The organism is Paeniglutamicibacter psychrophenolicus, from assembly GCF_030812255.1.
Classification (GTDB): domain Bacteria; phylum Actinomycetota; class Actinomycetes; order Actinomycetales; family Micrococcaceae; genus Paeniglutamicibacter; species Paeniglutamicibacter psychrophenolicus_A.
This window is the reverse complement of sequence record NZ_JAUSSH010000002.1, coordinates 428,161-455,074: the sequence shown is the minus strand read 5'-3', so window position 1 is coordinate 455,074 and position 26,914 is coordinate 428,161. Positions and strand designations below refer to the sequence as shown.

Annotated in this window: 23 protein-coding genes; 18 read left to right on the top strand and 5 right to left on the bottom strand. The window is 64.7% G+C overall.

Annotation, left to right across the window (positions count from 1 at the left end; all coding sequences use genetic code 11):
* Positions 1-258 precede the first annotated feature (258 nt).
* A complete protein-coding gene (locus J2T21_RS05075) occupies positions 259-1,155 on the bottom strand; it encodes a LysR family transcriptional regulator (RefSeq protein WP_307579550.1) in 897 nt (298 codons plus the stop codon).
* 185 nt (positions 1,156-1,340) lie between these two features.
* On the opposite strand from J2T21_RS05075, the gene J2T21_RS05070 reads away from it, so the two are divergent.
* From J2T21_RS05070 to J2T21_RS05040, 7 genes are all read left to right on the top strand, one after another.
* A complete protein-coding gene (locus tag J2T21_RS05070) occupies positions 1,341-2,657 on the top strand; it encodes an MFS transporter (RefSeq protein ID WP_307579129.1) in 1,317 nt (438 codons plus the stop codon).
* Between the two features lie 58 nt (positions 2,658-2,715).
* Positions 2,716-4,407 (top strand): acyl-CoA dehydrogenase family protein, encoded by a 1,692-nt coding sequence (locus tag J2T21_RS05065; protein ID WP_373457898.1) that lies wholly within the window; start codon positions 2,716-2,718, stop codon positions 4,405-4,407.
* 22 nt (positions 4,408-4,429) lie between these two features.
* Entirely contained in the window at positions 4,430-5,605 is a 1,176-nt protein-coding gene (locus J2T21_RS05060) for a CaiB/BaiF CoA transferase family protein (RefSeq protein ID WP_307579125.1), read from the top strand.
* 40 nt (positions 5,606-5,645) lie between these two features.
* Positions 5,646-6,836, top strand: a complete 1,191-nt coding sequence (locus J2T21_RS05055; protein ID WP_307579123.1) for an acyl-CoA dehydrogenase family protein — start codon at positions 5,646-5,648, stop codon at positions 6,834-6,836.
* Between the two features lie 14 nt (positions 6,837-6,850).
* Positions 6,851-7,648 (top strand): enoyl-CoA hydratase/isomerase family protein, encoded by a 798-nt coding sequence (locus tag J2T21_RS05050; RefSeq protein ID WP_307579121.1) that lies wholly within the window; start codon positions 6,851-6,853, stop codon positions 7,646-7,648.
* Positions 7,649-7,685: 37 nt separating this feature from the next.
* Positions 7,686-8,561, top strand: coding sequence for a 3-hydroxyacyl-CoA dehydrogenase family protein (locus J2T21_RS05045; protein ID WP_307579119.1), 876 nt, complete (start codon positions 7,686-7,688; stop codon positions 8,559-8,561).
* Positions 8,562-8,625: 64 nt separating this feature from the next.
* Complete coding sequence (locus tag J2T21_RS05040; RefSeq protein WP_307579117.1) at positions 8,626-9,837, top strand: thiolase family protein; 1,212 nt, start codon at positions 8,626-8,628, stop codon at positions 9,835-9,837.
* A gap of 106 nt (positions 9,838-9,943) precedes the next feature.
* Here J2T21_RS05040 and J2T21_RS05035 read toward each other — a convergent pair whose 3' ends face one another.
* Positions 9,944-11,224, bottom strand: coding sequence for a type II toxin-antitoxin system HipA family toxin (locus J2T21_RS05035; protein WP_307579114.1), 1,281 nt, complete (start codon positions 11,222-11,224; stop codon positions 9,944-9,946).
* Entirely contained in the window at positions 11,221-11,778 is a 558-nt protein-coding gene (locus J2T21_RS05030) for a helix-turn-helix domain-containing protein (protein WP_307579113.1), read from the bottom strand. The genes J2T21_RS05035 and J2T21_RS05030 overlap by 4 nt, the downstream gene beginning before the upstream one ends.
* A 527-nt stretch (positions 11,779-12,305) precedes the next feature.
* Here J2T21_RS05030 and J2T21_RS05025 point away from each other — a divergent pair.
* The 11 genes from J2T21_RS05025 (at position 12,306) to J2T21_RS04975 (ending at position 24,349) form a co-directional block, all read left to right on the top strand.
* Entirely contained in the window at positions 12,306-13,331 is a 1,026-nt protein-coding gene (locus J2T21_RS05025; protein WP_307579111.1) for a LacI family DNA-binding transcriptional regulator, read from the top strand.
* Positions 13,332-13,459: 128 nt separating this feature from the next.
* Positions 13,460-14,743: a sugar ABC transporter substrate-binding protein gene (locus J2T21_RS05020; RefSeq protein ID WP_307579109.1), complete on the top strand. Its 1,284-nt coding sequence runs from the start codon at positions 13,460-13,462 to the stop codon at positions 14,741-14,743.
* A 73-nt stretch (positions 14,744-14,816) separates the two neighbouring features.
* On the top strand, positions 14,817-15,782 hold the full coding sequence (locus tag J2T21_RS05015; RefSeq protein WP_307579107.1) for a carbohydrate ABC transporter permease: 966 nt from the start codon (positions 14,817-14,819) through the stop codon (positions 15,780-15,782).
* Between the two features lies 1 nt (position 15,783).
* Positions 15,784-16,710, top strand: a complete 927-nt coding sequence (locus J2T21_RS05010; protein ID WP_373457892.1) for a carbohydrate ABC transporter permease — start codon at positions 15,784-15,786, stop codon at positions 16,708-16,710.
* 96 nt (positions 16,711-16,806) lie between these two features.
* Positions 16,807-18,324 (top strand): glycoside hydrolase family 32 protein, encoded by a 1,518-nt coding sequence (locus J2T21_RS05005; RefSeq protein ID WP_307579105.1) that lies wholly within the window; start codon positions 16,807-16,809, stop codon positions 18,322-18,324.
* A gap of 48 nt (positions 18,325-18,372) precedes the next feature.
* Positions 18,373-19,317 (top strand): carbohydrate kinase family protein, encoded by a 945-nt coding sequence (locus J2T21_RS05000; protein WP_307579103.1) that lies wholly within the window; start codon positions 18,373-18,375, stop codon positions 19,315-19,317.
* Positions 19,318-19,493: 176 nt separating this feature from the next.
* Complete coding sequence (locus tag J2T21_RS04995) at positions 19,494-19,892, top strand: hypothetical protein (protein ID WP_307579101.1); 399 nt, start codon at positions 19,494-19,496, stop codon at positions 19,890-19,892.
* Between the two features lie 336 nt (positions 19,893-20,228).
* Complete coding sequence (locus J2T21_RS04990) at positions 20,229-21,005, top strand: DeoR/GlpR family DNA-binding transcription regulator (RefSeq protein ID WP_307579099.1); 777 nt, start codon at positions 20,229-20,231, stop codon at positions 21,003-21,005.
* Entirely contained in the window at positions 21,002-21,982 is a 981-nt protein-coding gene (locus J2T21_RS04985) for a 1-phosphofructokinase family hexose kinase (protein WP_307579097.1), read from the top strand. Before J2T21_RS04990 ends, J2T21_RS04985 begins: the two co-directional genes overlap by 4 nt.
* A complete protein-coding gene (locus tag J2T21_RS04980; protein WP_307579095.1) occupies positions 21,979-24,024 on the top strand; it encodes a PTS fructose transporter subunit IIABC in 2,046 nt (681 codons plus the stop codon). The genes J2T21_RS04985 and J2T21_RS04980 overlap by 4 nt, the downstream gene beginning before the upstream one ends.
* A 49-nt stretch (positions 24,025-24,073) precedes the next feature.
* Complete coding sequence (locus tag J2T21_RS04975; protein WP_307579093.1) at positions 24,074-24,349, top strand: HPr family phosphocarrier protein; 276 nt, start codon at positions 24,074-24,076, stop codon at positions 24,347-24,349.
* Between the two features lie 470 nt (positions 24,350-24,819).
* Here the strand turns inward: J2T21_RS04975 and J2T21_RS04970 are convergent, their stop codons facing one another.
* Together J2T21_RS04970 and J2T21_RS04965 are read right to left on the bottom strand one after the other, a co-directional pair.
* Entirely contained in the window at positions 24,820-26,349 is a 1,530-nt protein-coding gene (locus J2T21_RS04970; protein ID WP_307579091.1) for a tripartite tricarboxylate transporter permease, read from the bottom strand.
* Positions 26,346-26,876, bottom strand: a complete 531-nt coding sequence (locus J2T21_RS04965; RefSeq protein ID WP_071214304.1) for a tripartite tricarboxylate transporter TctB family protein — start codon at positions 26,874-26,876, stop codon at positions 26,346-26,348. Before J2T21_RS04965 ends, J2T21_RS04970 begins: the two co-directional genes overlap by 4 nt.
* Positions 26,877-26,914: the final 38 nt, after the last annotated feature.

The window sequence follows — 26,914 nt, the reverse complement described above, 5'->3', positions numbered from 1 at the left end:
ATTCACTGTCTGACTAGGACGGTATTGATTCTTTATGAGATGAAAAGGAGTTTTTGATGAGAGGGCTCTCATGAAGAGGCGGCAAACACTCGGTGAACCGCGGACCAATCGGGTCTCCACGGTCCGCTGAAATCCCTACGCCCAGACACGAATCAGCGCCACGATATCGTCTCCTGAACAATTCGTGTGGACGCCGAATGTGACAGCACGACTTCCGTGGCCAGCGAATTATCCAGGGCAGGAACCTCCGGCGTCGGATCAGTCGGCAGCCGTTTGCCGGAAGGCGTTTTTTGCCAGCCCCACCACCGTGCGCAGCGCCAACGAAGGATTCGAATCCCGCCACGCCAACGCGATGGGCAGCACGATGTCCGAGTCAGCGAGCGGAAGGTAGGAGACCCCGTCGACCTGAATATGCCTCGATGAGCCGACCACAATCGCAACCCCTACGTCCGCCCCCACCAGGGCCAGCATGCTATACGGGTCCGGAGCCTCCTGGGCAACGTGCGGCACAAAGCCGCCGGCCGTGCACAGGAAAAGCATGGCATCCCGAACCCGGGATCCGTGCGAGGCCGGATAGGCAATGAACCGCTGGTCCCGCAACTGCCCGATCTCAATCTCTTCCCGGTTGGCCAGGCGATGGTCATTGGGGACAGCGACCATCAGGGTCTCGTTGCGCACCAGCAGCGTGGAGATGCCCACGGGGGCCGGAGAGCTGATCACTCCCAGGTCAATTTCCCCGTCACGGAGCATCGACAGGGCCTCGCCAGAGTACATCTGGGGCTGTAGGTCGAGGCTGATCCCTGGATGCGCGCGTGAGACCTCTCTGGCCAAGATCGACATGATCGAATACCCGGTGGTTCCGGCGAAGCCGACCTTGACGCTGCCGATCTCCCCCTGTTGGGCGGAACGGGCAATCCGCCTGACACCGTCCACATGGACGTTGATGACCTTGGCTGGTTCCAGCAGCGCCTCGCCCGACGGTGTGAGCCGAACCTTGCGGGTGGTGCGCTCGAACAACTCGGTTCCCAGCTCCCGCTCGAGCAGGCGAATGATCCGACTGAGGGCGGGTTGTGCCATATGCAGTTTTTCGGCTGCCCGCCCAAAGTGCAGCTCCTCCGCCACCGCCAAAAAAGCCTCGAATTGCCGAAATTCCATGTCCCGATGCCCCCTTGGGTTGCCGCCGATCAGCGCAGATGTGATTATTCTAAAATCTACATCAATGAGTAGCAAATGTTGTCTTGGACTATAATGATCAACCCTGAAATAGTGGTATCCAGCACAGGGGTGAGTGAGCCCCCTCACCCCCACGGAGGAATGTCATGAGCATCAGGAACGCATCAATGTCGGATACACCAGCGGTGGCCGGTATCGATCCAAAGCAGGGTCGCCGAGCCGGCATCGCGGCCTTCGTCGGCACCACCATCGAATGGTTCGACTTCTACATCTACGGCACCGCCTCGGCGCTGGTGCTCGGCAAGCTCTTCTTCCCCGAGGTTTCCCCGGCCATCGGCACACTGGCCGCTTTCGCGACCTTCGCCGTCGGTTTCCTGGCCCGCCCGCTGGGCGGCATCATCTTCGGACACTTCGGTGACAAGTTCGGTCGCAAGAACACCGTCATCACCACCCTGCTGCTCATGGGAGCCGCAACCGTCGGTGTCGGCCTGCTTCCGACCTACGCGCAGATCGGTGTCGCCGCCCCCATTCTGCTGATCCTGTTGCGCGTGATCCAGGGCGTGGCCATGGGCGGGGAATGGGGAGGCGCGGTGCTCATCGCCACCGAGTTCGCTCCCCCGAAGAAAAAGATCCTCTACGGCGCTTTCGCCCAGCAGGGCTCGCCCGTTGGCAACCTGCTGGCCACCTTGGCCTTCCTGGGCCTGACGTTCCTGAGCAACGAGGCGTTCAACTCCTGGGGCTGGCGCCTGCCATTCCTGGCCTCGGCCGTGTTGATCATCATCGGCCTCTACATCCGCCTGCACATCACCGAAACCCCGGAAATGGTCAAGGCCGTCGAATCCAAGTCTCAGAAGCGCGTGCCGCTGGCCGAACTCATGAAGGACCACTGGCGCGTGGTGCTGCTGGGCGTCGGCGCCGTCGTCGCCGGCGTGGCCATCACCTACGTGAAAACCACCTTCGCCCTGTCCTGGGCCACCAAGGACCTGGGCTTCGGACGCACCGAATTCCTGCAGATCATTACCGTCGCCCTCATCGCCCAGGTCATCATCCAGCCCTTCGGCGCCATCCTGGCTTCCAAGATCGATGTGAAGAAGGCGGTGTTGTGGATGCTGTTGCCGGAGATCGTGCTGCTGCCGCTGATGTTCTTCATGATCCAGACCGGCAACTTCGCCCTGGCCATGATCGGCATGGTGCTGGCCACCGCACCTCACGCCATGTACTACTCGGCCCTGGCCGGGGTGCTGGCCCAGCTCTTCCCCACGCACATCCGCTACACCGGGATCTCCGTGGCCTACCAGCTCTCGACCGCCGTCTTCGCCGGCACCGCCCCGTTCGTTTCCCAGGCGTTGCTCACCTCCACCGGCTCGATCTGGCCAGTGGTCTTCCTGGCGCTGGGCTACGTGGTGCTGTCGATCATCTGCATGAGCGTCCTGCTGCGTGGCAAGGCGTGGGCCAACCGCGAAGTCGAAGCCGTCACCAGCTAGCCGCCACGCAGACCCAGAACTTCTCTACGTTCCGAATCTTGAAAGACACGTGAAAACGATGAATTTTGTCACCAGCGACCCGGCCCTGCTGCCCCTCGTCGAACGCTACCTGGACACCGCGGACCAGGACCTGCTCGTCCCGGTCCTGACCGAACTCGGCGCCGATGTCGCCAACCGCCTAGCTGCGCTGGCCGATACGGCCGACAAGAACAAGCCGACCCTGGAGCACTTCGACCGCGACGGCAAGCGCGTGGACAAGATCACCTACCACCCGTCCTACATCGAGCTCTCCCAGGCCGCCTACGAGACCTACGGCCTCTCAGCGCTCTCGCACCGCGGCGTCCACGGCTGGGAGAAGACTCCCCCACATTTGGCCAAGTACGCCATGAGCTACGTCTTTGTGCAGGCCGAGTTCGGCCTGGCCTGCCCGGTCTCGATGACTGACGCCGCGGCGCGCACGCTGCGCAAGTTCGGCGACCCCGAGCTCTTCTCCCCCTACATCGACGGGCTCACCTCCACCGACGCGGACACCCGATTCACCGGTGGCATGTTCATGACCGAAACCCAGGCCGGCACCGACATCGCGATGACCGAAACCCAGGCGGTTCGGGACGGGGACGTGTGGCGCCTGAGCGGCAAGAAGTGGTTCACCTCCAACCCGGATGCCGACGTGGTGCTGACCCTGGCCAAGTACCCGGGCGGGGATAACACGACCCGCGGCGTGGGTCTGTTCATGCTGCCCAAGGTGCTGCCGGACGGAACCCGCAACTCGTACGTGATCGATCGGCTCAAGGACAAGCTCGGCACCCGATCGATGCCCTCGGGCGAGATCACCCTGGATGGTGCCTACGCGCTGCAGGTCGGCGAGCTGGACCGCGGCTTCAAGCAGATGGCCGAGATGATCAACACCTCGCGCCTGTCCAACGCCATGCGCGCCGCGGCATTGATGCGCCGCGCCGTCCACGAATCCGTGGAACACGCCCGGTCACGGGTGGTCTTCGGCAAGCCGCTGATGGACCAGCCGCTGATGCGCAACACCATCCTGCCGCTGGCCCTGGAAACGGAGGCGGCCCTCGGGCTGATCTTCCACTCCGGGGACATGCTGCAGAAGGCAGACGCCGGGGACGAGACCGCCAAGTCGCTGATCCGCGTGCTTACCCCGATCGCCAAGCACTACGTCTGCAAGAAGGCCCGATGGGTCACCGGCGAAGCCATGGAGATCCGCGGCGGCAACGGCTACATCGAGGACTGGCCCAACTCGCGCCTGCTGCGCGACTCGCACCTGGGTTCCATCTGGGAGGGTTCTTCCAACGTCATCGCGTTGGACGTGCTGCGGTGCATGAAGCAATACGGCGCGCACCGGGTCATCACCGACTCGATGCTCGAGAAGCTCGCCGCACTGGAAGCCACCGACGCAGCGCCCGGCGCCGCTCAGCTCACCGAGCTCTGGCACGAATTGCGCACGCGCGGCGATGCGCTGTTGGAAGGCGAGAACAGCGACGCCCAGGCGCTGATCGGGCACTACACCAACGCCCTGGCCCAGGGCATCATGGCCACGTTGCTGCTCGAGCAGGGCATCCATGAGTCGACGTCTGCCACCGGCCACCGCAAGCTGCTGGTCGCCAACACCTACCTCGATTCGATCGTCAACGGCCACACCAGCACGCTGCCGGTCGCCCTTCAATGGCTCGACGAGCTCGTCGACGGCGCCGCGGTGCCGCGCGAGGCCGCCCTCAAGGTCTTCAAGTAAGCACCGGGAAAGACTGATACCCATGGACAAGCACACCACCGCCACCGGCCCGCTAGCCGGCATCAAGGTCGTCGACCTCTCCAAGATCCTCGCCGGCCCCTACGCCACCATGTCCCTGGCGGACCTGGGCGCGGACGTCACCAAGGTCGAACACCCGCAGGGCGGGGACCCCACCCGTTCTTGGGGCCCGCCGGTAAAGGGCACCGACGCCACCTACTATCTGGCCATCAACCGCGGCAAGAAGTCGGTCACCATCGACCTGAAGTCCGCCGAGGGCCAGGAAATCGTGCACCGCATGCTCGAGGATGCAGACGTCTTGGTGGAGAACTTCCGCCCGGGCTCCGGCCTGCAGCGCATCTTCGACTACAAGGTGCTCTCCGAGCGCTATCCCAAGCTGGTCATCTTGCATATCTCCGCGTTCGGCGACCACGGTCCGCTGCGCGACGAGCCGGGCTACGACATGATCGCCCAGGCCGCCGGCGGGCTGATGTCGCTGACCGGCGAGCCGGGCGGCGCACCGCTGAAGGCAGGCTTCGCCATGGGCGATTTGGGTGCCTCGCTGTTCGGGATCATCGGGTTGCTCGCCGCTCTGGTGGAGCGCGGCCGCACCGGCCTTGGCCAGTACGTGACCACCTCGCTGTACGAATGCCAGCTGGCGCTGCACGTGAACTGGGCGACCAACTACTTTGACGACGGGATCACGCCGGGCCCGCTGGGCTCCGGGCACCCGAACCTGGTGCCCTACCAGGCGTACCAGGCGCAGGACGACTACTTCGTCATCGCCGTGGGCAACGACGCGATGTGGCAGAAGCTCTGCGCGGCGATCGGCCGCCCGGACCTGGGCGCGGATGCGGATCTCGCCACCAACAACGGCCGGCTGGCCAACCGCGAGCGGTTGAACATGGAGCTGGGGAATTCGCTCCAGGCCAAGACCGCAACACAGTGGTGTGAGCTGTTCGCCGTAATAGGTGTCCCGGCCTCCCCAATTCGTTCCCTGGACGAGGTCTACGCCCACCCGCACACCGCGGCCCTGGACATGGTCCAGGTCGCCGACCACCCGGTCATCGGGGATTTGAAGCAGGTGGCCTTCCCGGTGAACTTTCGCGGCCAACGCCCCCAGGTGCGAACCGCTCCCCCGATGCTGGGTGCCGACAATGACACCGTGCTTCCGGCCTACTCCCCGCAGCCCACGGCCTAAGCGCCACCGAAGAATTAAGTTCCAGAAGAGAGACTCCACCATGAACACCCTTGCCATCGAACGCGACCCGGCCCTGGCCAACTCCGACGTACTGAACCTCGACGCGCTGTTCAGCGCCGAGGAGCTCGCCTTCCGCGACACCGTGCGCGGATTCGTCAACGAACGCATCAAGCCGAACATCAGCCACTGGTACGAGGCGGCCCACTTCCCGGTGGAAATCGCCAGGGAAATGGGTGAGCTCGGCCTGCTGGGTATGCATCTGAAGGGCTACGGCTGCCCGGGCCGCACTTCGGTCGAATACGGCATTGCCGCCATGGAACTGGAGGCCGGGGATTCGGGCCTGCGCACCTTCGTCTCGGTGCAGGGCTCGCTGGCCATGACCGCGATCCACAAATGGGGCTCGGAAGAGCAGAAGAACACCTACCTGCCCTCGATGGCCAAGGGCGAGATCATCGGCTGCTTCGGGCTGACCGAACCGACCGCCGGCTCGGACCCGTCCTCCATGCAGACCCGCGCGGTGCGCACCGAGACCGGCTGGGTGCTCAACGGCGCCAAGCGCTGGATCGGCCTGGCCTCCATTGCCCAGGTGGCAGTGATCTGGGCTGCCACCGACGAGGGCGTGCGCGGCTTCCTGGTCCCGACCGACACCGCGGGCTTCACCGCGACCCCGATCGAGCCGAAGCTCTCGATGCGCGCCTCCATCCAGTGCGACATCACCTTCGAGGACGTGCAGCTTTCCGAAGATGCGGTCCTGCCGGGAGCCACGTCCCTGCGCGGGCCGTTCTCCTGCCTGAACGAGGCCCGCTACGGGATCATCTGGGGAGCCATGGGCGCCGCCCGCGATTCCTACGAGGTCGCGCTGAAGTACTCGCTGGAGCGCATGCAGTTCGACAAGCCGCTGGCCGCCTACCAGCTGACCCAGCTCAAGCTGGTCAACATGCTGCTGGAAATCCAGAAGGGCACCCTGCTGGCCATCCACACCGGACGCATGAAGGACGCCGGTACCCTCCAGCCGGTGCAGATCTCGGTGGGCAAGCTGAACAACTGCCGCGAGGCCATCGAAATCTGCCGCGAGGCCCGCACCATCCTGGGCGGCAACGGCATCACCCTGGACTACTCGCCGCTGCGCCACGGGAACAACTTGGAGTCGGTGCGCACCTACGAGGGCACCGACGAGGTCCACACCCTGATCCTGGGCAACCACATCACCGGCCAGCCGGCCTTCCGCTAAAGAGAGAACCCCCAGTGCAGACCGCGGCCACCAACACACGGTATGAGACGATCCTCGTTGAGGAAACGGGCAACCTCGGCATCATCACCATCAACCGGCCCGAGGCCCGCAATGCCCTGAATCCCGCGGTGGTGCGCGAACTGCGCACCGCCCTGGAGGAGATTGCGGAGCACGGGCAGGTACGGGCCGTGGTCTTCACCGGTGCCGGCGAAAAGGCCTTCGTGGCCGGCTCCGACATCACCGCGCTGGCCACCTACACGGCCATCGACGGGCTGAACGCGAAGATGCAGCGCTTCTTCGATTTCCTCGAGGACTACGAGCTGCCGACCATTGCCGCGATCAACGGGTTCGCCCTAGGTGGCGGCAACGAGCTGGCCATGGCCTGCGACATCCGCATCGCCGCGGCCGGCGCACGCTTCGGGCTGCCGGAAACCAATCTCGGGATCATTCCGGGGGCCGGCGGCACCCAGCGCCTGTCCCGGCTGGTCGGCCGCGGCCGGGCCGTGGAACTGATCCTCACCGGGAGGATCTTCGACGCCGACGAGGCGCTGCGCATCGGCCTGGTCACCGAGGTCGTGGCGGCCGCGGACCTGCTGGATGCCGCGCGCGCCACCGCCGGGCAGATCATGGCCAAGGGTCCGCTGGCCATCCGGCTGGCCAAACTCGTGATCAAGAACGGCGCCGAGACCGACCAGCGCACCGGACTGCTGCTCGAACGCCTGGCCCAGTCGCTGCTCTACACCAGCAACGACAAGGCCGAAGGCCTGAACGCCTTCCTGGAAAAACGCCCCGCCAGCTTCACCGGCTCCTAACCCGCGCTCCCACGCACTACCTTCAAGGACAACACTTATGCAGATCAACAACATCCTGGTCATTGGATCCGGTGCCATGGGCTCGCAGATCGGCATGGTTGCGGCCCTGGCCGGCTACACCACCACCATCCAGGACATTGCCGAGGAATCGCTGGCCGCTGCCCGCGACCAGCTGTCCTCCCGCATGGACCACTCCCTGGCCAAGGGCCGGCTTTCCCGCGAAGACGCCAATGCGGCCATGGCCCGCCTGCACTTCACCACCTCCCTGGAGGAAGGCGCGGCCAACGCCGACTACGTCATCGAGGCCGCCACCGAAAAGCTGGAGATCAAGCGGGCCATCTTCGCCGCCCTGGACGTCGCGGCCCCGACCCACGCCATCCTGGCCACCAATTCCTCCACGCTGGGCTCCTCCAAGGTCGCCTCTGCCACCTCCCGCCCGTCCAAGGTGTGCAACATGCACTTCTTCAACCCGGCATTGGTCATGAAGTGCGTCGAGGTCGTCCGCCACGGGGAAACCAGCCAGGAAACCATCGACACCACCATGGAACTGGCCCGCTCCATGGGCAAGTCCCCGGTGCTGGTCAACAAGGAAATCCCCGGCTTCGTGGCCAACCGCCTGATGGGTGCGCTGCGCGACGAGGCCCTGGCCCTGCAGGAGGCCGGCATCGCCAGCATCGCGGACATCGACACCACCGCCAAGACCGCGCTGGGCCACCCCATGGGCCCGTTCGAGCTCATGGACCTGGTGGGCCTGGATGTCAGCTACCTGATCCGCATGGCCACCTACCAGGAGACCGGGGACGAATCCGACCTCCCGCACCCCGATGTGAAGGCGCTCTACGAGGCCGGGCGCTTCGGCAAGAAGACCGGCTCGGGCTGGTACGACTACGACGCTTCCGGCGCCAAGAAGTAGTCCTCCTTCCCGGCACCACCTGCCGGGAACCCCACGCACGACACCGAAGCAAAGGAAAAACACCATGGCAGAGGCATTCCTCATTGGCGGGGCCCGCACCCCGGTCGGCCGCTACGGCGGTGCGCTCTCCTCGGTGCGCCCCGACGACCTGGCAGCCATCGCCATCAGGGCCGCTGTGGAGCGCGCGGGGATCGACCCGGACACGGTGGACGAGGTCATCTTCGGCAACGCCAACGGCGCCGGCGAGGAAAACCGCAACGTCGCACGCATGGGCTGGCTGCTGGCCGGCTACGGCGACCATGTCCCGGGCATCACCGTCAACCGGCTCTGCGCCTCGGGCCTGAGCGCCATCATCATGGCCAGCCACATGATCAAGGCCGGAGCCGCGGACATCGTCGTCGCCGGCGGCGTCGAATCCATGAGCCGGGCACCCTGGGTGCAGGAAAAGCCGACGAAGGCCTTCTCCAAGCCCGGCGAAATCTTCGACACCTCCATCGGCTGGCGCTTCGCCAACGACCGCTTCACCACCGGGGACCTGTCCCGCAATGGCAAGATGACCTACTCCATGCCGCAGACCGCCGAGGAAGTGGCGGAGGTGCACGGCATCAGCCGGCAAGACGCCGACGCGTTCGCCGTTTCGTCCCACGAACGTGCGCTCGCGGCGATGGCCGCGGGCCGGCTCAGCGAGGAGATCGTGCCGGTGAGAATCCGCGGGCGCAAGGGCGAGACCGTGGTGGACACCGACGAGGGTTCGCGCACCGGCACCACCGCCGAGGTGCTCGCCGGGCTGCGGCCCATCATCAAGCCCGGCGGCGTGGTCACCGCCGGAAACTCCAGCACGCTCAACGACGGCTCCTCCGCGATCGTGATCGCCTCCGAGTCCGCGGTGAAGAAGTACGGATTGGTCCCGCGCGCCCGCATCGTCGACGGCGCATCGGCCGGAACGGCCCCGGAAACCATGGGCATGGGACCGGTCCCCTCCACCTTGAAGGTGCTGGAACGCGCAGGCTGGGGCATCGGGGACCTGGGCGCGGTCGAGCTCAACGAGGCCTTTGCCTCCCAGTCCCTGGCGGTCATGCGGGAACTGAGGCTCGATGGAGGCATCGTCAACAACGACGGCGGCGCCATTGCCCTCGGCCACCCACTGGGTTCCAGCGGTTCACGCCTGGTGGTGACCCTGCTGGGCAGGATGGAGCGCGAGGACGCGGCACGCGGCCTGGCCACCATGTGCGTCGGCGTGGGCCAGGGAACCTCGATGCTCATCGAGCGGGTCTAGAGCGCTCCGCCCTCGACGGTCCCTGGTCAAGATCGCTTTGAGGTGACTTCTTGGATTCGGTGTGGGCCTTCAACGCCAAATCCAAGAAGTCACATTCTGCGACGCACTATCCGGTGAGCTGCCCAAGGCTAATCTGACACAAATCCGTTACCGGTTGCATGAGCCTGCTCGGAAGGTCGCTACCTTTTATCGCTGCTTGCTCTTCGTCGATTATTTGAACCAATGCTTCGGGTATTGCTGTGGCCATGTAGCGGATGACTTCCGTGAGCCACGACAGGTCAAGGCCTGCATCACTGGCAAATTTTTCCCAGTGCCTTCGTTCGACTTTCCCGAACCTGCGCTCTCCGGAGATGGCCATGGCGGCTTTCCGTAGTCCGTCATTTTTCGCGGGGAAACCATCATCGGTTTGGTGCTCGTACGGCAGACCGGAAGCAATGTCATAGAACGGTGAAAGGGTGACTTCCCCCGAAGGCATCAACATGACTGAATAGTTCTTGGCGTGTGCATCCGGGGCGCCCAGCAGATAATTTCCGATCAGTCCCTCCACGAATTTCTTGACTTCGTCTTCGGAAGCTCTCGCATCACGAAGAGTGCGAATGATCTTTAGTGCGTTCGGTCCCTTGTTGGATTCGTATTTCCGTTTGGGAAGTGTCGAAGTCGCTTGGCAGAAATCTTCTTGGTGCAATCGGATGACGCGTCCATCCCGGGAAATCCGGTCGTACCGGCTAACAACGATGGCTGATGCCCCATCGAATTCCGAGTAGGTCGTGGACGCCACGTTAAGCCCGACCACTCCAAGCGTCCTGAGGCAGAGATGTTCGTTGAGGGCCTGATCCTTGAAATCGTGTATTCCGGGCTTGAATATGTGCGTCGTCGGCTCCGCGCCGGATGCTTTGTGCCAGCCGTTCTCCCAGCGCAAGGCAAATTTGCTTTGCGCGCCGCCAAGAGACCACCTTTCCCGGTTTACAACCCATGATCCGTCTGGTTCAGAAATCAGCGAACGAATTCGTTGCCCGATTTTCTCGTCACTGTATGGAACCAGACCGCCTTTTCTCTGCAAAACATTATCCAGCTCGTCGGGACGGACGAACTGTATGGCCCCGGCACAATCCAGACCAATATGCTCCAGGAGCGCAAAGGGATTGCTGGGAGAAATATCGAATCTCTGCGCAAACGACTCGCGAACGCCGACGCCTTCAGGAACGAGACCTTCTATAAATGGATCGGCCTTCGCTTTCTGGTAGGCGTCTTGCCTGTAGGGAAGCGCAAGAGAGACATCGAGTCCTGTTGGTATTCCAGGCAAGTACTGAAACGTCCGCTTTCCCGAGTCATCCTGCTGCAACACGCCAACGGGCTGCTCATACAGGACTGCAATTAATTCCCTCATTCTGCTGGGCCTTCCTCCGAGGGATTAGCAGTTTCAGGTGATTCATCGGCCGTGGCTTTCGAGGTACCGCCAATTCGCAATGTGCCTTTCGTTGCTTGATTCTGGGCAATGACACCACGAAGCGACTCCAAAGCCGAAGCACTCGGAACATGAGCCCCACGAATGGCATCCAACACCGCCTTGTTCGGAGCCATAACACCACGAAGCGACTCCAAAGCCGAAGCACTCGGAACAGGAGCCCGACGGATCGCGTCCAAGGTGGACGCGGAGATATTCGACGCGGTGGACGGATGCGAAAGTTGCCCTTCTGGTGCGTCGCTCTGGGCTTCTTCCGCTGAGCTGGAAGAAAACTGCATTGAAAGCCCTAGCGCCCGCAGGGTATCGAAAACCTTGCCCAACTCTGCCCGAGTTCGAGCGCCTTGCTCGAGACCTATCAGCCACTTCCTGGAGACCCCCGCCCGCAAGGCCAGATCAGCTTGGGTCATACCCGCCTGTATGCGCGCGTCATGAATATAGGCACCAAGTTGTCGCTCATTCGATATCTGCCGCTTCATGATGTGAACATACCACCACACTCGACAATGTGTACGCTCTGACACATGTCAGAATGTGAACGCTCCGTCACATCAACAAAGGAAATGGCCCTTTCGGTTTCAGGTGAATCTTGATTGATTATCCGAACGTCCGAAGGTGCCGCTCGCTGGAGTCCCGCCTGCACCGGCAGCGTCAGGCTGCGATTCAGAAACGCGTCCGCCATCGTCACGGAAAGGGACCAGCGTCTCAAGGGATCGACTCAACTCACCCGCCTCCCGGGCCCTATCGTGCTGTATCGGCCCATGGCAGTCCCGACCTGGACGCGTGCGCCATCCACGTGCCAGCGGCTGGTTCACATTCGATTCCTTTCCGCTCCAACGGATGAACGTACCGCCACATTGAAGAATGTGAACGCTCCGACACCTCCCGTGGAATCAAGTGTTTTACGGCATCCTCCTTCGACGCCCGCGCCGCATGCTTGACACTGCAAAACGTTTTGCGTACCGTGATTCCCATTACAAGCAAAACGTTTTGCAAGGAGCGTGCAATGAGAAGGATCGGCATCCGCGACGTGGCGAAGGCCGCGGAGGTTTCCGTCACTACGGTCTCCCACGCGCTCAGCGAAACCCATGCAGCACGCGTCAATGAAAAAACCAGGACCCACATACAGGCCGTGGCGAATCGCCTGGGCTACTCCCCCAACAAGATGGCCAGCGGCCTGCGCAGCCAACGCTCAAACGTCCTCGGGCTGCTCAGCGACGAAATCGCCACGACCCCGTTTGCCGGGGAAATGATCCAGGGTGCCCAGGACGCCGCCTACGACCGAGGCTGGCTGGTCATGATCCTCGATAGCTCCATGGACATCGAACTGGAAAAGCACCAAATCAGCACGTTGCTGCAGCACCAAATCGACGGCCTTGTCTACGCACGGATGTTCCACCAAGAGGTAGTAGTTCCCGGGGCCTTGGACAAGACCCCCGTCATCCTGCTCGACGCCATCTCGGAGCACGATGCGTTCTCCTCGGTGGTCCCCGACGAGGAAGCCGCGGCTGCAACCGCAACGGGCGCACTGATTGCTGCGGGACATAAGAAAATCGCGTTCATCAACAACCGGGATGACATCCCCGCCACCCACGCACGGCTTCGCGGGTTCGAGCACAGCATGCGTACCAACGGCCTCGAGGTGGACCCGACGCTCGTGGCCACGGCCTCGGCCGAAGCCACCGGCGGACGCGAGGCTGCGCTCGAGCTGCTCTCTTCCCCCGACCGCCCCACTGCCATTTTCGCCTTCAACGATCGCCTGGCCATGGGCGTCTACCAGGCAGCAGCTGCATTGGGGCTCCAGATCCCCAAGGACCTGTCGGTCATCGGAATCGACAACCTCGAACTCATCGCCGAGGGACTCTGGCCCGGGCTTTCCACCGTTGCCCTGCCGCACTACGAAATGGGCAGCTGGGCCGTCGGCCGGTTGTTGGACGAAATCGAGGGCAAGACGGAACCCGGCCCGATGCACATGAAACTTGCTTGCCCGTTGGTGGAACGGGAATCGATTGCGCCACCGGCGCATACCTAAACACGGGATTCCCTCCACGGGAATCGGGTAACGAGAGAATGGGGTGTGCGGCTGCTGCAACAGCCACACACCCCCAAATGAGGAACCGATTTACTCACGCTGGAATCCATCAGAAAGATTCGCACTCCATGAAAACTCGTTTCACGAGGCTCCTCGCCTCCAGCCTATCGGTTGCCGCGTTGACCGCCGGCTTGGCCGGGTGCGGTGCGGGCCCCAAGGACGGGGCCAACGGTGAACTCACGCTCTGGACCCACAATGCGGGAAACGCCCCCGAGCTCGACGCCATCCAAGAAGTTGTCGACGCATTCAATGCCAGCCAGGACAACGCCACCATCAAGGTCCAGGCATTCCCACAGGACTCCTACAACGACTCGGTGGTGGCCGCGGCCTCCGCCAACAAACTGCCCTGCCTGGTGGACATCGACGGACCCAACGTCCCCAACTGGGCCTGGGCCCAATACCTGCGGCCGCTGGAACTTTCCACCGACCTTTCCAAGCACCTGGACAGCACCCTCGGCAACTGGAACGGGACAACCTACGCGGTCGGCACCTACGACGTTGCCCTCTCGCTCATGGCCCGCAAATCGGACCTGGACGCCGCCGGCGTCCGGGGGGCCACCATCGAGAAGCCCTGGACGAAGGATGAATTCGATGCCGCCCTCGCCTCGCTGAAGGCACTCGGTCGCTGGGACTACCCGCTGGATCTGGGCACCGCCGGCACCGGAGAATGGACTCCCTACGCCTACTCCCCGCTGTTGCAGTCCTTCGGCGGTGACCTGATCAACCGTGACGGAGCCCAGAGCGCCGACGGGTACCTGAATTCGGCACCCGCCGTGGCCTGGGGAACGTGGTTCCGCGGACTTGTCGAGCAGGGCTACATGGCCCAGAAGAGCGGCAAGGACTCCACCCTGGATTTCCTGAACCACAAGAGCGCCATCGTCTACACCGGCAGCTGGGCCGCGGACAAGGCCCGCGAGGCCCTGGGCGATGATTTGGCCGTCATGCCTTCCGTGGACCTTGGAACCGGGCCAAAAATTGGTGGCGGCTCCTGGCAGTGGGGTGTCAGCACGGGATGCGCGAACCCCGAGGCGGCCATGGACTATCTCGATTTCTCCCTGCGGTCCGAAAACATTGCGAAGGTCGCCAAGGCAACCGGGACCATCCCGGCCACCGACGCCGCGGCGGAACTGGTCCCCGGCTTCGAGCCGGGCGGAACCAACAGGATCCTGATGGATTTCTCGAAGAAGTTCTCCGTGCTGCGCCCCGAAACCCCCGCCTATGCGTTCATCTCCTCCGAGTTCGAGAAGGCCACCGCCGACATCCTCGCCGGAGCGGTCCCGCAGAAGGCGCTGAACCGGGCAGTCAAGAACATCGACGCCAACATCAAGTCCAACAAGGGCTACACCAACTAGTCAGCTTCCGGGTGCGGAAACGGATTTGATCCGTCGCGCACTCCCAAGCCCCTTAGAGACCGGGAGCAAACCGATGAATACTTCGTTGGCCCAAACGACCCTGCCAAATCCTTCACACGATGATCCTGCACCGGCCCCGCAGCAGAAGACGTCCATCACCTCACGGTATAAGAGCCGCGAACAACGCACCGGCTGGCTCATGCTGAGCCCCGCGGTGGTGCTGTTGGTGCTCTTCATTCTCATCCCCGCGGTGCTCTCCTTCGGGCTTGCCTTCACCAACGCCCGGCTGATTTCCCCGCACCCCGCAACCTTCGTGGGGATGGACAACTTCGCCCGGCTCTTCACCGATGAGACGTTCTACAGGTCCTTGGTGAACGTCGCCTATTTCGCCCTGATCGTGGTGCCGTTGCAGGGCGGCGTTGCGTTGCTGATGGCGATCCTCATCAACACCAAGGTGCGCGGGGTGACGTTCTTCCGAACCCTGTATTTCCTTCCCGTTGTCACCTCGATGGTCGTCGTGTCGCTGCTGTGGATGTTCATCTATTCCAAGGACGGGCTGCTCAACGAGATCATCGCGAAGCTGTCATTCGGGGCACTGCAGGGTGCCGACTGGTTGAACAATCCGTCCACCGCGCTTCCGGCCATCATGCTGATGTCGGTATGGCAGGGCGCCGGGTTCCACATGATCATCTGGCTCTCGGGGCTGCAGACCATCTCCGCCGAGCTCTACGAGGCCGCCGACCTTGACGGGGTGAGCCGCTGGCAACGCTTCAGGTACATCACCTGGCCCGGGCTCGCCGCGACACGGAACCTCATCCTGATCACCATCACCATCCAGGCGCTCAGCCTCTTCACGCAAATCAACGTGATGACCCAGGGCGGTCCGCTCGACGCGACGACGACCCTCGTCTACCAGGCGGTCCGCTCGGGCTTCAAGCAGCAGGAAACAGCCTATGCCTCGGCAATATCGCTGGTCTTCTTCGCCCTGGTCCTGATCATTTCCGCAATCCAGCGCTACCTCACCCGAGAGAAGTCCTGACATGGCAACCATTCTTGAGACAAAAACCGCCAAGGTTCCTGTGGCCGCACCGGCCAAGCGCCGCCGGATCCGCTCGTTAAGCGCCTGGACCGTTCGGGTGTTGCTGGGCATCGTGTTTTCCTTCCCGCTGCTGTTCATGTTCGTTTCCTCGCTCAAACCCGATGCACAGATCTTCGGGGACCTGTCCTCGATCGCTGCTTTCCTGCCGGTGGGCAACCTGTCCTTCGAGAACTACTCGGCGGTCTTCGACAGGGTTCCGGCCGCGAGGTTCCTGATCAACTCCATCGGCATCTCGGCCGTCACGGTGGTGCTGGGCGTGCTCATCAATTCCCTGGCCGCGTTCGCCCTCTCCCGCATGCAGTTGCGCGGCAAGGGCATCATCCTGACGCTGATCATCGCCACCTTGATCGTGCCCTTCGAGACCCTAGCGCTGCCGTTGGTCTGGTGGGTCAACCAGTTGCCGTGGCTCGAGGTCAACGGATTCTCGCTGTCGCTGACCACCGGCTGGCTTGACACCTACCAGGTGCAGATCATTCCGTTCATCGCCAATGCCTTCTCCATCTACCTCTTCCACCAATACTTCGAGTCCATCCCCAAGGAGCTCGACGAAGCTGCCCGTGTGGACGGGGCCGGCTGGTTCAAGATCTACTCACGGATTGTCATGCCGCTCTCGGGTCCCGCCATCGCCACCGTATCGATCCTGACATTCCTGCCTGCCTGGAATTCCTACCTGTGGCCGCTGATGGTGGTGCAGTCCGAGGAATTGCGCCCGGTCATGATCGGCGTGCAGTACTTCTTCCAGCTCAATGTTTCCTGGGGCGAAATCATGGCCTATTCCTCCATGATCACCCTTCCCGTGGTCGCCCTGTTCATTGCCTTCCAGCGTTCCTTCGTCAACAGCATCGCCACCAGCGGCGTCAAGGGCTAGTCCCCGCGTCCCAGCAACATCCAGCAACACCCACGATGCGGATTCCCCGAGGGGACGAAGCACCAGCACCATTTGAGAATCGAGTCGCAGACCACCATGTCGGCACCCACCACGACCACCACTGAGCTACGCGACGATTTCCGTCCCGCTTTCCACTACGCGGCCCAGGACACCTGGCTGAATGATCCCAACGGGTTGATCTTCCACGACGGGCTCTACCACCTCTACTACCAGAACAACCCGCTGAATTCAGTTTGGGGAAACATGTCCTGGGGGCATGCGACCTCCACCGACCTGCTGAATTGGACCGAGCACCCGGTGGCCATCAGGTTCGACGAACACGAGGACATTTTCTCCGGGTCCATCGTCTTCGACCGCCATAACACCTCCGGGTTCGGCACCGCGGAGCAGCCCCCCTTGGTGGCTCTCTACACCAGCGCCTACAAGCTGGCCTCCGCACTCCACGGCACCCAGGCCCAGTCGCTGGCCTACAGCCTGGACGGTGGCTACAGCTGGAGAAAGCACGCGCAAAACCCGGTGCTGACCCGCAACACCCCGAACTTCCGCGACCCCAAGGTCTTCTGGTACCAGGGACAGAACGAAAGCTACTGGGTCATGGTGACGGTGGAGGCACTCGAGTACCGGGTGCTGCTGCATAAATCCGCGGATCTGCTGAATTGGACGGAGCTTAGCAGCTTCGGCCCGGCCAATGCCACCGGCGGCATCTGGGAATGCCCGGACCTCTTCGCCATGCCGGTGGACGGGGACCCCGAAAACCTCAAGTGGGTGCTGACGGTGAACCTGAACCCGGGAGGCCCGAACAACGGCTCGGCCGGGCAGTACTTCGTCGGGGACTTCGACGGCACCACCTTCGTTTCCCACAGCACCGTGACTGAGGGCATGGGCGACGGCACCCGGGAGCACGACTACCAATGGCTGGACTGGGGCCGGGACTACTACGCCGCGGTCTCCTTCTCCGATGCACCCGATGACCGCCGACTGATGATCGGCTGGATGAACAACTGGGACTACGCCAACCAGATCCCCACCGCCCCGTGGCGCAGCCCCATGTCGCTCGCGCGCGAACTCACGCTGCGCACCGTTGACGGGCAGCCGCGACTAATCCAGCAGGTGGCGTTCGGTTCCGGGGCCGAACCCGAACCCGTCTCGACATTCACGCTGCCTGCCCGTGAGATTCCCGAGGGCACCGAAGTGCTCGACGGCGCCGCCGGCACCGTGCAGCGCATCGAGTTCTCGCTGGCCCCGGACAGCGCCGGCGAAGCCGGGGTGGTCGTGCGCGGGAACGGAACCGAGGGAACCCGCATCGGCATCGATGCACAGCGCGGCATGCTCTTCGTCGACCGCCGCGAATCGGGCGCCACTGACTTCCACGAGTCCTTCGCCTCACTCGACGTGGCCCCGTTGCGCTCCCTGGACGGCTCCTACGAACTGGTCATCCACGTGGATCGCTGCTCGGTGGAGGTCTTTGCCCAGGCCGGGCTGCTGACCATGACCCAGCTGGTCTTCCCCTCCGCCGCCAGCCGGGAGCTTTCGCTCTTTGCCGCGGGCGGGACGGCAACCATCAACAACCTCACCGTCACCACCTACGCCTAGGAATCCCGCGCCGGATCCGACATCCGGCACCACAAGGAAAGCAGAACCATGCAGCACACAGAAGCGGCCGAAGCCACGAACCCGCCCCTCGACGTCGTGGTGGTCGGCGAGGCACTGACCGACATCGTCACCTCGGCAGCGGGAACCAGCGAACACCCCGGCGGCTCCCCCGCAAACGTCGCCTACGGGCTGGGGCGCCTGGGGCTGCGCACCGGATTGCTGACCGCACTGGGGGACGACGCCCGCGGGCAGGCACTGCACGAGCACCTGGGCCGTGCCGCTGTCAGCGTCCTGCCCGGTTCGACGACCCTGGGGCGCACGGCGAGCGCCACCGTCACCCTGGCCGGGGACGGGTCGGCCAGCTACCGATTCGACATCGACTGGTCGCTGGAGGCCGAGCGGCTTGCACAGGTCCCCCGGCTCATCCACACCGGGTCCATCGCCACGTTCCTTGAGCCGGGGGCCTCGGCGGTGCAGGAGCTGCTGGCGAACCACCGGGACGAATGCCTAGTCACCTACGACCCGAACATCCGCCCGGCACTGCTGGGCAGCCAGGCCGAGGCCCGCGCGACGTTCGAGGACATTGCGGGACTCTCGCATGCCGTCAAGCTCAGCGACGAGGATGCCGCCTGGCTTTACCCGGGCTCGACGCTGGAGGAAACGGCAACCCGGATCCTGGGCACCGGGGCGCGGCTGGTGGTCATCACCCGGGGCGGGGAAGGTTCCCTGCTGGCCACCGCCACGACCGTGTTCTCGGCTCCCTCGGTCGCCTCCACGGTCGTGGACACCATCGGGGCCGGGGATTCCTACATGGCCGCGATGATCATGTCGTTGCTGGGCGCCGGGGAACTTCGCGTGGATCGGGCCTCGCTGGAATCGCTGGGACGCACCGCGTCGATGGCCGCCGCCATCACGGTGCGGCGGGCCGGGGCCAACCCTCCCACCGTGGCGGAGCTGCGCGAGCACCTCGCCACGGAGGGCGCCAACGGTTGAAGGACCCGGGTGCTGGGTAGCAACGTGCAGCGCTCACCGAGCACCGAAAGCGGGAGAATGTCCCCACCCCGTACCTGAACCTTCTCTCGCGCCAAGGCACCCACGCCGCGACCCTCGAGTCGGTCAGCTCCGCCTGCAAGCCCTCCATTGCCGGGGTGCTACACCACTTTCCCAACATGCAGGCCCTGCGCCAGGGCATCTTCACCGAGCTCATGGCGCAGGCCTCCGCGGAAGTGGAACAGATGACGGCCGACCTTCCGCGTGCGGCCGAGGGCTACTTGGTCTCCTCGTTGAGCCGGGACAATCTGCTCGAACGTCTCATCGATGCGGACTACCGGCTCGCGCAGACCGGTGACGCGGACGCCCTTCAGTTGCTGCGCAGCTGCCGCGACGACTGGTACGGCGCGCTCTTGCCGGCCACCGGCAACGAAGCATTGGCCAAGCTCGTGCTCTTTGCCGGCGACGGGCTGAACCACCATGCGCTGCTGAGCCTGGATGGAGCCAACGAGTCCTTGGATGCCCTGCCACCGAAACCCAGATGCTGGAACTGGTCAGGCAGCTGCAGCAAACGCTGACCCCGAACAGCTAAAAAGTCCCCGCTCCACTCGGCGGGATGCCGTCGCTTTGCGAGCAACGGGTGAGGCGCTGACTATTCGTCATATGGCACCCCGGAGGGGACGGCAGGGCATCGCCCAGCGTTTCGCCAGGCATCGGGGAAGCGGTGCGCGTCAACGCACAGAAAGGGTGCACCCACCCTCGCGAACACCGCTTGCGATTCCCCCAAGAAAACGGGCACGCCCGCAAGCAATCCCACATTTCCTCCGCAAACCACTTGACGTTGCCACACAAGCGGGCATAAAGTCATTCAAACACAGATTCATGTGTGGCATATCACTGGATGCGAGGAAGCCATGTTCGCCGAAGAACGGCACCGACTGATCACCGAGATGATCGCCGGCAACGGGAAGGTCACCGTCGCCGAACTCTCGGCACGCTTCGAGATCACCCGCGAAACCGTCCGCCGCGACCTGGCACAGCTCGAGTCCGAGGGCACGCTGCGCCGCGTCCACGGCGGGGCCGTGGCCACCCAGGCGGTGAGCACCCGGGAGGAAAGCCACAGCGAACGGACCACCATCCACTCCGAGGCCAAGGCAAGCATCGCCCAGGCAGCCCACCTGCTCCTGCCCGCCGAGGGCGTCTCGGTCATGCTCGACGCCGGAACCACCACCGAGATCCTGGCCGGCCTGATCGCCCGGAACTCGTTCAACACCCCCTCGCTGGTCATCACCCACGCGCTGCCGATCGCGCAGCGCCTGGCCGGAAACCCGCAGATCCCGCTGGAACTCATCGGTGGCCGGGTGCGCGGGCTGACCAGCGCCGCCACCGGCGCCGGAACCGTCGAACAGTTCTCCCGGCTCAGCGCCGACGTGGCCTTCATCGGCACCAACGCCCTGCACTCCAGCTTCGGCCTGAGCACCCCCGACCCCATGGAGGCCACGGTCAAGACCGCCATGGTCGCCAGCGCCCAGCGCGTGATCGTGCTGGCCGACTCCTCCAAATTCGAAAGGCTCACCCTCGTGCAATTCGCGAAACTCGACGCCATTGACACCCTGGTCACCGACGCCGCCCCGACCGGCGAGCTGGCCGCGGCCCTCGAGGCGGCCGACGTGGAGGTGGTGCTGGCATGATCGTCACCCTGACCATGAACCCCGCCCTGGACAAGACCATCGAACTCGGAGCCGCACTGGCGCACGGAGACGTGCAGCGCTCGCGCGGCAGCCACCTCCAGGCCGCGGGCAAGGGCGTGAACGTCTCGCGCGCCATCGCCCAGGCCGGGGTCAAGACCCTGGCGGTGCTGCCCGGTGCCGGAACCGACCCGCTGCTGCGCCAGCTGATCCTGGACGACGTCGATCACCGCTCGGTGCACATCGACCACCTGCTGCGCACCAACATCACCATCACCGACCCCGACGGCACCACCACCAAGATCAATGAGCAAGGTCCGGTGCTCAACTCCGCGGTGCTCGAGGAACTGGTGCGCGTGGTCGTGGACGTTTCCCGCACCGCGACCTGGCTCGTGCTGGCCGGATCGCTGCCCCCGGGCGTGAAACCGGGCTTCTACGCGGACCTGGTCGCCACGGTCCGCACGGCACTGGGAGATGCGGCCCCGAAAATCGCGGTCGACACCTCCGAGGCCCCGCTGCGCGCGCTTTTCGCCGACGGCGTCGCCACGCTGCCGGACCTGGTCAAGCCCAACGCCGAGGAACTGGCCGAGCTCACCGGCCAGGGCACGGCCGCCGGCTTCGAGGACTCCCCCACCGCCGCCGCCACCGCCGCCCGGACACTCGTCGACCGCGGGGTCGGCGCCGTGCTGGCAACCCTGGGCGCCGGGGGCGCGGTGCTGGTCACCGCGCAGGGAGCCTGGACCGCAAGCCACGCGCCCATCGTCCCGCGCTCCACCGTCGGGGCGGGAGACTCGGCCCTGGCCGGGTACCTGCTGGCCGATGTCGCCGGATACTCCCCGGCCCACTGCCTGTCCCGTGCCGTGGCCTACGGGTCCGCGGCCGCGTCCCTTCCGGGCTCCGCCATCCCCACCCCCAACCAGCTGGCTCCCGACGCCGTCACCGTCGCCGAGCTGTCCAACACCCCAAGGACGACGTCATGATCGAACTCATCAACCGGGCTCTTGTCAGCCTGGACGCAGATCTCGGCACCACCACCGAGACGGTGATCGAACACCTGGCATCCCTGGTCTCCGCCCAGGGCCGGGCCACCGATGCCAGCGCCCTGGCCGCCGATGCCAAGGCCCGCGAGGCCAAGACCGCCACCGGCGTGCCCGGCGGAATCGCGATCCCGCACTGCCGTTCGGCCGCGGTGCTCGAGCCCACCCTGGCCATGGCCCGGCTGGCCCCGGCCGTGGACTTCGGCGCCAAGGACGGCCCCGCGGACCTGGTGTTCTTCATCGCCGCCCCCGAGGGCGCCGATACGGCCCACCTGAAGCTGCTCTCCAAGCTCGCCCGCGCGCTGGTCAAGAAGTCCTTCACCGCCGCCCTGCGCGCCGCAACCAGCGAGGAGGAGATCGTGGAACTGGTCTCCGCGGTGCTCTCCGACGACCCGGCGGCCGCCGCAGCAGCCGTTGCGGCAACGGAAAACCCGGCTCCCGCCGAAGCTCCCGCCGCGGCAGACACCTCGGCCGCGGAACGCAAGCCGAAGATCGTCGCGGTCACCGCCTGCCCCACCGGCATCGCCCACACCTACATGGCCGCCGATTCCCTGGCCCAGACCGCCGAGGAGATGGGCGTCGAGTTCACCGTCGAGACCCAGGGCTCCTCGGGCTCCACCCCACTGCCCGCCTCCGTCATCGACGCGGCCGACGCCGTGATCTTCGCCGTGGACGTGGATGTGCGCGACCGCTCCCGCTTCGCCGGCAAGCCGCTGATCCAGGTCCCGGTCAAGCGCGGCATCGACGAACCGGCCAAGCTCATCAACGACGCCATCGCCGCATCCAAGGACCCGCACGCCCGCCGTGTCCCGGCCGGCGCGGGCGCCGAGGAATCCACCGCATCCGAGGGCACCGAATCCTTCGGCGGCGGGCTCAAGCGCGCCCTGCTGACCGGGGTTTCCTACATGATCCCCTTCGTCGCCGGCGGCGGGCTGCTCATGGCCCTGGGCTTCCTGCTCGGCGGTTACGCCATCACCGAGGTCGCCGACACCTACCTGGCCGACAACACGATCTTCAACCTGCCCGATGCCGGGCTGGCCGCCTATCTGGGTGCCGTCGCGTTCAAGATCGGCAACCTGTCGATGGCCTTCCTGGTCCCGGCGCTGGCCGGCTACATCGCTTACGCCTACGCGGATCGGCCGGGCATCGCCCCGGGCTTCACCGCAGGCGCGGTCGCCGGGTTCATGGGCGCCGGCTTCCTCGGCGGCATCGTCGGCGGCGTGCTCGCCGGACTGGCCGCCCGCTGGATCACCTCCTGGAAGGTCCCGCGCTTCATGCGCGGGCTGATGCCGGTGGTCATCGTGCCGCTGCTGGGCTCGATTATCGCCTCCGGGCTGATGTTCCTGATCCTGGGCGGGCCGATCGCCAAGCTGACCGTGGCACTTAACGGCTGGCTCTCGGGCATGACCGGCACCGCCGCCATCACCCTGGGATTGATCCTGGGGCTCATGATGGCCGTGGACTTGGGTGGCCCGGTCAACAAGGTCGCCTATTCCTTCGCGGTGGCCGGACTGGGTGCCGGATCGATCGCCGAAAACCCCGCACCGTTGATGATCATGGCCGCCGTGATGGCAGCCGGCATGGTGCCACCGCTGGCCATGGCCCTGGCCACGGTCATCTCGCCGAAGCTGTTCACGGGTGCCGAGCGCGAGAATGGCAAGGCCGCCTGGCTGCTGGGCTTCTCCTTCATCTCCGAGGGCGCCATCCCGTTCGCCGCCTCCGACCCGCTGCGCGTCATCCCGGCTTCCATGGTCGGCGGCGGAATCACCGGCGCCATGATCATGGGCTTCCACGTGCTCTCGCAGGCCCCGCACGGCGGAATCTTCGTCTTCTTCGCCATGAACAACACCTGGCCGATGTTCCTGGTCTCCACCCTGGTGGGAACCGTGATCTCGGCGGTCCTGGTGATCGTGCTCAAGAAGTTCGTCCGCAAGCCCGTCGCACAGGCGCCGGCCGTCGCCGAACCGGTCAAGGTCGCCGCGTAAGCGGGACCAGGCAACCCCACAAAACCACCCAAACCCCAAGGAGCTCCCCATGGCAGAACGCATTGCCACCATCGCCAGCCGCGTCGGCCTGCACGCCCGCCCCGCAGCCATCTTCGCCGAGGCCGCCGGCAACGAGGACCTCGAGGTCACCATCGCCCGCGAGGGCGAACCGGCCGAGGACGCACTCGACGCCGCCAGCATCCTGTCGCTGATGGGACTGGGCGCCGCACACGGCACCAAGGTCGTGCTGCGCGCCGAGGGCGAGGGTGCCGAATCGGTGCTCGATACCCTGGCCGCGATCCTGGAAACCGACCACGACGCCTAAGCACGGTCCCTGCGTTTGAGCCCTGTGTCCCGGGTGGAACTTCCCAAGGAAGTTCCACCCGGGACTTTTGCGTTTTCGGGACAGATCGACTGCGCGCCGTAGGAAAGTAGGCGAAACCGGTGTCTTCAACTGCTCGTCTCGGTCTTCATTCGCTCCGGAACAGCTGGTCGCCATCCGCGCGGCGCCGGAATGTTCCCCAGCAGTTTCTCCAGAGCGCCCCTGCAGACTCCGTGTTCGAAACCGTGGCCGCGATCCTGGAAACCGACCACGACGCCCAAGCCCTGCTACGCCTGAATATATAAGCACGTCCCGGGTGGGCTTCATTTCGAAGCCCACCCGGGACGTTTCACCATATGGAGGTACTGCTCAGGAGCGCTGTTGCCGCCGCGCCGCCGATGGCCAGCAGCACTTTGTGCGGCGCACCTTGGCTCCGCCCCGACTCGTCACCGGTCGCGAGAGGGATCAGCGCACTACGGCTGCAGCGTCGGCACGTTCTTGCCGACATTCGCTGCCTTGCGGCGGCGCACCAGCTGGCGCAACGGCGGCAAGGTAACTGCCGCAACAGCGATGACCAACAGCACAACTGCGATCGGGCTGGTGAAGATCGAGCCCCAGCCGTCGGTCAGCAAGGCGCGGCGCAGGTTCGATTCGGCAAGGGGTCCCAGGATGAGTCCCAGCACCGCCGGACCCGGAGGGAACCCGAAGCGCAGCATGAACAACCCCACCATGCCGAAGATCAGCATCATGAAGACGTCAAACACCGAGTTGTTGATCGAGTAGGTGCCAACCATGCAGAACACGAGGATGACCACCCACAGGAAATGGTCCGGCAGCTCCAGCAGCTTGATGACACCCTTCATGCGCAGCAGGCTCAGGATCAGCGTGAGCACGGTGGCGATCAGCAGGATGGTCACCAGGGAAGCAATCAGGTCCGGATGGCTGCTGAACAGGCCGGGACCGGGCTGGATGCCCCAGATCATCATCGAGCCGATCATCACGGCCATCACCGAGTCCCCGGGCACGCCCAGGGCCATGGTGGTGGTGATCGATCCGCCCAGCGTCGCCGTCGAGGAGGTGTCCCCCGCGGTCAAGCCCTCGAGCGAACCCTTGCCGAATTCGTGCTTCATCTTCGAGGACTTGCGGGCGTTGTCCCAGCCGATGATCCCGGCGATGTCCCCGCCCACGGCGGGAACCAGGCCGATCACCGACCCCGTGGCGGCACCGATGGCCGTGGGCTTGGCCAGTCGCTTGAGCAGCTTGCCGTCGGGCATCCACTGGCCCATCTGGCTGATGGGTTTGATGCCCTTGCCCTTGCGGTGGGTGAGGATCTGGTTGATGACCTCGGCCAGGCCGAAGAATCCGATGATCACCGGGATGAACGGGATTCCGCCGTTGAGTTCCAGGATGCCCATGGTGAAGCGCTGGTCCCCGGTGATGGGGTCGCGCCCGATGGTGGCCAGGAACAGCCCGAACGCACCAGCGGCCAGGCCCTTGAAGATCCGTCCCGAGGACACACCCACCATCATGGTCAACCCGAAGACCACCAAGGCAAACATCTCGGCCGGGCCGAATTGCATGGCGAAGGCCGAGAGCGGGACTGCGGCGACCGCAAGGATCACGATGCCGCAGATCATGCCGACCGCCGAGCCCAGCGCCGAGGTGGTCAGCGCCAGGCCGGCCTTGCCCTGGCGGGCCAGTGGATAGCCGTCGAAGGTGGTGGCGATCGACGCGGGCGTGCCGGGGGTGTTGATCAGGATTGCGGGGATCCTGTCCCCGAACTGCGCCGCCACGTAGATGGTCAGCAGCATGGCCAGACCCTGGGTGGGTTCCATGGTGAGGGTGAACCCGGAGGCCAGGGCCACGGCCATGGTGGCGGTGACCCCGGGGAAGGCCCCGACGAGCATGCCGATGAGGATGCCGATGCCGATAATCATCAGGGTGTCGGGGGCCATCACCGCGGCGATGCCGTCGGTGACGGGTGAGGTGAAAACGGTGATCATAGCGGGACTCGCAATGCAACGATGAACAGGAAATGGAGGACCGCGGTGGTCACCGTGGGGAAGGCCAGCACGGCCTTCCAGCTGCGCCCGCCCAGGACCAGGGTGAACAGAGCGAGCGCGACAAAGGTGATGATCCAGAACTGCAGGACGTTCCACAGCAGCAGGTAGCCGATGCATACCGCCATCGTCATCCCGAACATCGCCAGCCCCGAGGTGGTGATCCGCTCCGGGACATCGGCCTTGCGGACCCCGCGCATCACGTTGTTCAGCACGATCACCGCGCCGAAGAGGATCAGTCCGGCCCCGAGCATGTTCGGCCAGAAGACCGGGCCCAGCTCCGCACTGCCGCGCACGACGATGCCCTTGCCGGCAACCAGGATCCAGATCCCCAGACCGAGGCAAGCGGCCACGGCGATCAGCTCGCGCAGGCGCACCGGAAGGTCGCGGACCAGTGGTTCCTCGTGGTGGTGCGCGGACTCGATGGCCGCGTCTTGGTCGATTTCTTCAAGCGGTGGTTGGTCAGTCATGCTCTCCTCGCTGACTTTTAGGTGCCCAGGGACGGGCC